This window comes from Methylobacterium sp. V23 (assembly GCF_002917135.1).
Classification (GTDB): Bacteria; Pseudomonadota; Alphaproteobacteria; order Rhizobiales; family Beijerinckiaceae; genus Methylobacterium.
Genome location: NZ_PDHT01000072.1, coordinates 1 through 8,381 on the forward strand (window position 1 = coordinate 1; position 8,381 = coordinate 8,381).

Annotated in this window: 2 protein-coding genes and 1 pseudogene; all 3 read left to right on the plus strand. The window is 62.0% G+C overall.

Annotated features, from left to right (window positions below):
- On the plus strand, window positions 1–3,770 hold a 3,770-nt coding region (locus CRT23_RS29700; protein WP_181017497.1), incomplete at its 5' end, for a PQQ-dependent sugar dehydrogenase.
- Window positions 3,771–4,228: 458 nt separating this feature from the next.
- On the plus strand, window positions 4,229–7,255 hold the full coding sequence (locus CRT23_RS26805; RefSeq protein WP_103712546.1) for a calcium-binding protein: 3,027 nt from the start codon (window positions 4,229–4,231) through the stop codon (window positions 7,253–7,255).
- Window positions 7,256–8,085: 830 nt separating this feature from the next.
- A pseudogene (locus CRT23_RS29465) lies at window positions 8,086–8,381 on the plus strand (IS481 family transposase); the annotation flags it as partial.

Below are 8,381 nucleotides of genomic sequence, written 5' to 3' on the forward strand. Positions count from 1 at the left end.
ACTGGATGCTGTCAGGGCTGGACGGCAACGACAGCCTCACAGGAGCCGGCGGCAACGACAGGCTGTATGGCGGTCTTGGCAGCGATACGCTCACGGGTGGAGCCGGCAACGACCTGATCTACGGCTACGATCTGGGTGGAACACAGACCTCCGCGATCACAGCAACCCGTGTAGCGAGTGGCCTCTCAGGGCCTCTCTTCCTCACCGCACCCTTCAGCGATCCAACTCGGCTCTTCGTCGTCGAGAAGAACGGGCGCATCAAGATACTCGACGCTGCGAGCGGGCAAGCTCAGTCTGCCCTCTTCCTGGACGTGTCGACGCAGATCTCGACTGCGTCGGAAAGCGGCCTGCTGGGCTTGGCCTTCGATCCGAACTTCCAAGAGAGCGGCTACTTCTATGTCAGCTTGAGCAACCTCCAGGGCCAGACCGAGATCCGGCGCTACCAAGTCTCTGCCACGAACCCGAACCAAGCTGATCCTGCGAGTGCCAAGCTCATCATGGTCATCGACCAGCCAAATGGAGCGGAGGGGCATAAGGCCGGTTGGATCGGCTTTGGTCCTGATGGCAAGCTCTACATCGCAACAGGCGACGGCAGCACCACCGTCGATGGACAGCCGGGCGACACCTACAACGCTGGTCAGAACTTGAACACGCTCGTTGCCAAGATCCTGCGCATCGATGTCTCAGCCGATGCGTATCCAGCTGATCCAAACCGCAACTACACGGTTCCGACGGACAACCCGTTCGTCAACCGCGACGGTGCCGACGAGATCTGGGCCTATGGTTTGCGCAACCCATGGCGCGACAGCTTTGATCGCGGCACTGGCGACTTCTACATTGCCGATGTCGGGCATGATCACTGGGAGGAGATCAACCTCGGCACTGCAGGGGCGAACTACGGCTGGAAGGCTTATGAAGGTCCTGACGTCTACTCGCCGACCACACCTGTGAACGGCACGAGCGTGACGGCTCCCCTTTATGCCTACGACCACACGGTCGGTAACTCGATCACTGGCGGGTATGTGTATCGCGGCCCAAGTGAAGCACTGCAGGGCCAGTATGTCTACGGCGACTTCGTCACCGGCAAGATCTGGTCGCTGGCAAGAACCGAGACCGGCTTGGTCAACACGGAGTGGACCACCCAGATCACGCCCAACGTCGGCACGATCAACCGGATCTCCTCATTCGGCGAGGATGCGCAAGGCAACCTCTACGTTGTTGACTTCGATGGGGAGGTGTTCCGGCTCACGCCGCAAGGCACCTCGGTTGATCAGGCTGATCAGGTCTTCGGAGGAGCAGGCGATGACTCGGTGTTTGGAGGCGGGGGCGACGACACCTTAGCTGGGCAGGATGGGAACGACCGGCTGTATGGCCAGAGTGGCGCGGACCAAATCGATGGCGGTGCCGGCAACGACCTTCTCTCGGGCGGAGGTGGTACCGACACGCTGAGCGGCGGGGCTGGGCTGGACACGCTCTACGGCGGAGAGGGTGACGACAGCCTCGACGGCGGGATCGGCGATGATCGCTTGGAAGGACAGCTTGGCAATGACCTGCTAACCGGCGGCGATGGCAACGACTTCCTGACCGGCTTGGAAGGCTCCGACACCATGCTGGGCGGAGCGGGCAACGATCAGCTCTACTCCTTCGTTGGCCAAGGACCCGACGTGATCGATGGCGGAGCTGACACCGATTACGCCCTGATCAGCCGTACCAATCTGACGACCAGCCTTACGCTCGACCTCAGCCTTGCTGGCACACAGGACCTTGGTGACGGCACGCTGGTCACCAGCATCGAGCAGCTCACCTACCGGGGCGGCTTGGGCGTGGACCGCGTCAGCGGCGGTGCTCTGGCCGATGATCTCTCTGGCAACGCTGGCAACGACAGCCTCTCGGGTCAGGGCGGCAATGACACGCTGGATGGTGGAGCAGGTGTCGACACCCTGCTGGGCGGAGCAGGTGACGACACCATCGTCGTGCGCGGCGGCGAAGCGCTGAGCGACCTCATCGATGCGGGTACGGGTACGGACACCCTGAAGGTGGACGGTGCAGCGGATCTGACGCTCTCTAGCTTTAACGCGCTGACCAGCAGCATCGAGGTCTGGTCCGGCAACAACAAGGGCTTGGTTGGCACGGGTGGCGCTAACCGCTTCGACCTGTCGGGTCTGACCTCTGTGGTGGGCCTGCTCTCAGTTGATGCAGCCGGCGGCAACGACACTGTGATCGGCTCCGGCTCTGCCGACAACCTGCTGGGCGGAGCGGGCACAGACTCGCTGAGCGGCGGGGCTGGCGATGACACGCTCACGGGTGGAGCAGGCAACGACACGCTCGACGGCGGGACGGGCTCCGACACCATCGTGTTCTCGGGCCTGAAGAGCGAGTACTCGGTCAAGAACCGCACAGGCGGCGGCTACCTCGTACAGGATCTGCGCACGGGTTCACCCGACGGCACGGACGTGGTGCTCAATGCCGAGGTGCTGCGCTTCTCGGATGCGAGCCTCACGCTGGCATCCTCGAACAGCTCACCGACCGACATCGCGCTCTCAGGCACGCAGGTGAGTGAGAATGCATCAGCCGGTACGCTGGTCGGCACGCTGTCTGGCACGGACCCAGATGCCGGTGACAGCCTCACGTTTGCCTTGGCCTCGCCCTCCAGCCTGTTTGCGATCAGCGGCACCAGCCTTTTCGTCGCAAGCGGAGCGGTGCTCGACTACGAGGCCGCCCGGAGCCAGAGCGTGGCCATCAAGGTCACGGACGCAGCCGGTGCGAGCTACACCGAAAGCTTCAGCATTAGCCTCACCAACCAGTTCGTCACCATGGCTGGCACCGCCGCGGCGGAGGCGCTCAGTGCACCTATACCCGGCGAGGAGGCGCGCGTCCTTGGCCTGGACGGCAACGACACTCTGACTGGCACGGCTGGCAACGACACACTGGACGGTGGCAACGGAGCCGATCTGCTGGTGGGCGGAGCCGGTGCCGACCAGCTCATCGGCGGTGCTGGCAGCGACACAGCTGACTACGGCAGCGCCACAGCCGGCATCGGCCTCGACATGGCTGACGCAGCCTGGGCCGGGGCTTACGGCGATGCACGGGGTGACGGGCTCACCGGCATCGAGCGGGTGAACGGGTCCGCCTACGCCGACGTGATCCGCGGCACCAGCGCTGCCGATGTGCTCAGCGGTAATGCTGGTAACGACAGCCTATTCGGTCAGGATGGTGCTGACACACTGACGGGCGGTGACGGCAACGACACCATCGAGGGCGGGGCCGGTGCCGACAACCTGAACGGACAAGCTGGCACCGACCTGATCAGCTACGCCTCAGCCACAGCAGGCATCACGCTCGATCTCGCTACCCTGACGGGCCGCACAGGTGAGGCGGCTCTCGACACGATCCAGGTCGGGTTCGAGGGCATCATCGGCACCAGCTTCGCCGACACGCTCAGCGGCACCACGGGCATCAACGTGCTGGAGGGGGGTGCCGGCAACGATGTCCTGAGTGGTCGAGCGGGTGCGGACACCTTCGTGTTCCGCTCTGGTTCCGGCTCTGACCTGATCACCGACTTCACGGCCGGCACGGGCGTGAACGACATCATCGAGTGGCACGGGCAGTTCACGAGCTTTTCAGGGGTACAGGCGGCGGTCTCGGACTACACCGGCACCGTGCAGGGCTCAGCCTTCACGGGTGTGAAGATCGTAAGCGGCACGGACGAGCTGTTCCTCCAGAACGTCACGAAGGCGATGCTCGCCGCCGACGATTTCGCCTACCTGTGAGCCCTCTCTCTGGCCCTGCTCCTCGTTCATGCACAACGAGGAGCAGACCAGCACAACCGGTCCAGCGCACACACGCCGTCAGAAAAACGATCGTTTTTCTTTCAAGTCGCTCTGGAATAACTGGAGTGTTCTACAGGAGCAAGCCCTATTGAACCGACGGCAACAACACAGTTCAGGGAGCTATCCTCACTGGTTGGCAGGTCACGCTGGAAGGCTCCCCCTTAACCCGCGCGAGCTGAGCTGGGTACATGCAGCCGCTTTTCACGAACTTCTAGAAGCCGCTCGGTAGATGCCTTTACAAGCAAAAATGCTGATTGGAAATCTTATTGTGCTCTATGGTTGAATATTTACTCACGTGTGCACCGCAACAGTGCAAAAATTTAGATTTGCAAAAGTTGATTGCATTCGGATTTGGTTAATGCCACTCCATAGGTTTCGCTGTACTCTGGGGAAGCGCCATGGCCGAGTACGTCGTCACGGTTGGATCAGAGGTCCAAGTCAACACCACGCCCGATCTCGATTACCCCAGCAATGAGGGTGTTGTGGGGATCACCGCCCAGGAGAACGGCAACTACCTTGTCTTGTACGGGGGGAACAACCCAGCAAACGGTGGAACGGATTATTACGTCCGCGCTTACGACGAGAAAGGGCAGCCCCTTGGAGCCCCAACGCGCGTCCCAGGTGGTGCAGGCGGCTTTGACAGCATGTCAGACGCCTTCGCCTACGACGTGACCTCGCTGGCCGATGGCAGCTACTTGGTGACACATGTCCAGACACAAAGAGGGTCTGGATACTTCATCTCCGCCGCTACGTTCTCAGCCATGGGCCAGCTGACAGGCAATCGCTCGTTTGCGGAGGCATCTGAGAATGACATCCAAGATGTCGCTGCTGCTGGGCTAGCGGGCGGCGGGTTCGTCCTCGCGTTCACGGAACGCGATCAAGATACCGGCGTCGGCATCAACCTTGTGACGCAGGTGGTCAACGCCAGCGGATCGGCGGTCGGGCCGCGCCAGACCGTCGCCACTGACGTGGATAGCATTCGCGACATTGACCTGACTGCCTCGGCAAACGGCGTCGAGGTGGTCTGGACGGATGAGAGCGCCGAGACCAGAACCTACCACAGCCGCCTGCTCACCACCTCTGGTCAGGCGCAGGGTCTAGAGCTTCTGATCGGCTCGACATCCCTGGCGGGACCCTTCGCCCTGTACTCCGGACCCGCCTCAGTCGCGGCTCTGAAGGACCGCAGCTTTGTCGTCGTCTACCCTGACGCGGATGGATCAGGCACGCTTGCGCAACGCTTGGACACGCACGGGCAGAAGCTCGGTGGCGAGATCGTCGTCTCAGCATCGGGCGTTCAGCCGACAGTTGCTGCCTTGGCCAGTGGCGGCTTCGTGGTGTTGACCACGACAGGCGACCACGTTGCGCAGGCGTTTGACGCCAACGGTATTCCAATCGGCGGTCCGACCACAGTTGACCCGGATGCGACGTCCGACCATGCAGGCTTTCCCAGCATGACCTATGTGGCGGGCCTGTCGAACGGCGGCTACGCGATAGCTTACACGAACGCGGACACGAGCGGCGAGTACACAGGCCAGACCTCGGGGGCGGCAACAAAGGTTGTGGCGCTGGGGTTCACGGACACTGGCACAGCCGGTTCTGACTTTCTGGAGGGCACGTCTGGGGCTGACACGCTCTCAGGCGCTGGAGGCAACGACACGCTGCAAGGCGGCGGCTTGGACGACTTTTTGGACGGTGGATCCGGAACCGATGTCGCGGTCTTCTCAGGCAACATCCAGCAGTACGTAATCACCCGTGCCGCCAACGGCGACCTGATTGTTGATGACAGGCGGCCTGGGTCGAACTTCTTGGCGCAGCCTGCGCGGCCGGAGGGCACGGACCGCCTGCATGATGTTGAGATCCTGCAGTTTGCTGGCACGGACTTCAACGTCTCAGGATTGAACACGAGCCTTGTTGGTACGTCCGCATCGGAGACGCTCAGCGGAACTGTGCTGAGCGACAGCATCTTGGGCCTTGGTGGCGATGATACAATCACCGGGTCCTACGGCGAGGACACCATTCTCGGTGGGATCGGGAATGACAGCCTCAACGGCGTTGATGGAGCGGACAGCATCGAAGGCGGCGACGGCAATGACCGCATTAGCGATTTTGGTGCCTACGCAGACAACACGCGCCAGAACGTGCTGATCGGTGGTCTTGGCAACGACTCCATCGGTGGGTCTGGCCGCCTAGAGGGTGGCGACGGCGACGACGTCCTGTTTGGTCAGCGCCCACAGTCAGTCCGGGGCTTCGAAGGCGGCCACGATAACTCGATTTTAGCAGTTCAGCTTCTGGGTGGATCCGGCAACGATCGGCTCGACGTTGATGCTGATTTTGAACAGCAGAGCCAAGGGGGAGGACCTAATCTTCTCGATGGCGGTGATGGCGCTGATACGATCAATGGTGCCTACGAAGAAGACAACATCTTTGGCGGGGCAGGCAACGACACGATCTGGGGTCGAAGCGGTCAGGACCGCATTGATGCGGGTTCCGGCGACGATGTGATCCGCACAGGCTACGATGGGTTCCACCAAATCGTGGACGGCGGCGAAGGTCGTGACCGCTTCGTTCTGACCGGCGCACAAGCCGACTACCAGATCGACCGAGCTGGAGCGACAACGACGATCACAGACCTGCGTGACATCACGATCGTGGATGCGATGACGACGCTCACCAATGTCGAGACACTGGTGTTCAGCGATGGAACGCTGGAGTTGCAGCCATCCGGCAGTGGCGTACTCCGGGTCGGCACGGCTGGCAGTGACTTGCTCGCAGGCTCGACCGGCAACGACACGCTGCGGGGAGCGGGCGGCGACGATGACCTCCGGGGCGGGCTCGGCAACGACGACCTGAACGGCGGGCTCGGCAACGACACCGTCAATGGCGGCGATGGCAACGACACGGTGGTGGGTGCCGACGGCAACGACGCGCTCAGCGGCGGATCGGGCGAGGATCAGCTGTTTGGTCAAGCCGGCAACGATACCATCCAGGCCGGCCTCGGCAACGACAAGCTGTTTGGTGATGCGGGCAACGATCAGCTGTTCGGGCAGGCGGGTAACGACACCGTGTTCGGTGGCGCAGGAGCCGACACGTTGCGGGGTGACGAAGGCAACGACCGGCTCTTTGGTGATGCAGGTATGGATACCCTGCGCGGTGGGGCAGGCGACGATCAGCTCACCGGCGGGGCGGATGCGGACGTGTTCGTGTTTGGTGCCGCGGATGTCGGGCAGGACCGGATCCTGGATTTCACGCTGGGCGCGGACCGGCTTGATCTACGCGGGCTGGGTTTGTACGCGGAGGCGGATGCCTTGTCTGCGGCCACGAGTGACGCGGCAGGTCAGGTGGTGATCACGGTAGGTGCGGTCAGCCTCACCTTGGAGCACCTCAGCATCGCCCAACTGCAAGCCGGTGGTGACTTCCTGGTCTGAGCGCCACCCTGGCAAGCCTCAGAAGCTCCGCCGGAGATCGGCGGAGTGCTTTCCTCTGGCAGCCACGCCTGACCTAGGATCTAGGCCGGTTCCATAACGCTCACACTGCGAGGGTGCGCTGCTTCCATAAACAGCCTTAAACGAACCACTCCGCATCGGCTTGTCCGCGCAGGGTTCAAAATCTTCAGCTTTTGAATTCCAAGCAGCCTTTACTGAAAGGTTTAAGCGTCAGGAAACAATCGTATTCCCGGCATATGCGAGCTATGCACCCAACGGAGGTTAGGGCACGCCAGGTCTCATCGACCAGCCTGCATGTCTCTGGGTTCGGCCACGTCAAGAGCCGATGTTTTTGGTTGACGCACTGATGCCGTCTTCACTGACAGGTAACCGGCCTGATCGATCCTGTTGTGGTGAATACGAGCTTCGATCTCCCTCGCATGACCGCGGCAGCCTTTGCCCTCGGCGGCGTCATTCTGATGATGGTCCAACCGACACCATCCTGATCAGGGGCGGCGAACGGGCTGTTCTGCCTGCTGATGTACGGAGGCTTTTCGGTAGCCGCGTGGCTGGTGCCAGCAACCCGTCGACGCGTAGACAGAAACGCGCAGATGACCGCCACCTCCGAGCCTATCACTCAGGCTCCTGCTAGTTCAAAGCCAGTCGCTCACGATACAGCTGAAGTGAGCAAGCTGTTGCCTTCATAGTTGCCTGAACTCAGCAAGCATCTCAATCGCCGCCGGTGGCGGGGTAGATACTGGAGCCCCTAGGTGTGCAGTCCCGCAGTGTGGTGGCATCAGTTTAGCTGAGGTCGCTGCATACCGGGAGGCGTTATGGGACAGGTTCTTCACGGCTGCGCCACGACCACGCACGCGGTCAGAGCAGCGCTACAGCGATCGAAAGCTCCGCTCAAAGATCTTGCGGCACAGCATGGGCTGAACCCCAGGACGGTCGCGAAGTGGCGCAAGCGTGCCTTCGTGCATGACGCAGCGATGGGACCAAAGACGCCGCGCTCGACCATGCTCACGACTGAAGAGGAGGCGATCATTGTTGCCTTCCGTCGGCACACCCTCTTGCCGCTCGACGACTGCCTCTACGCGCTCCAGGCCACGATCCCGCACCTAACCCG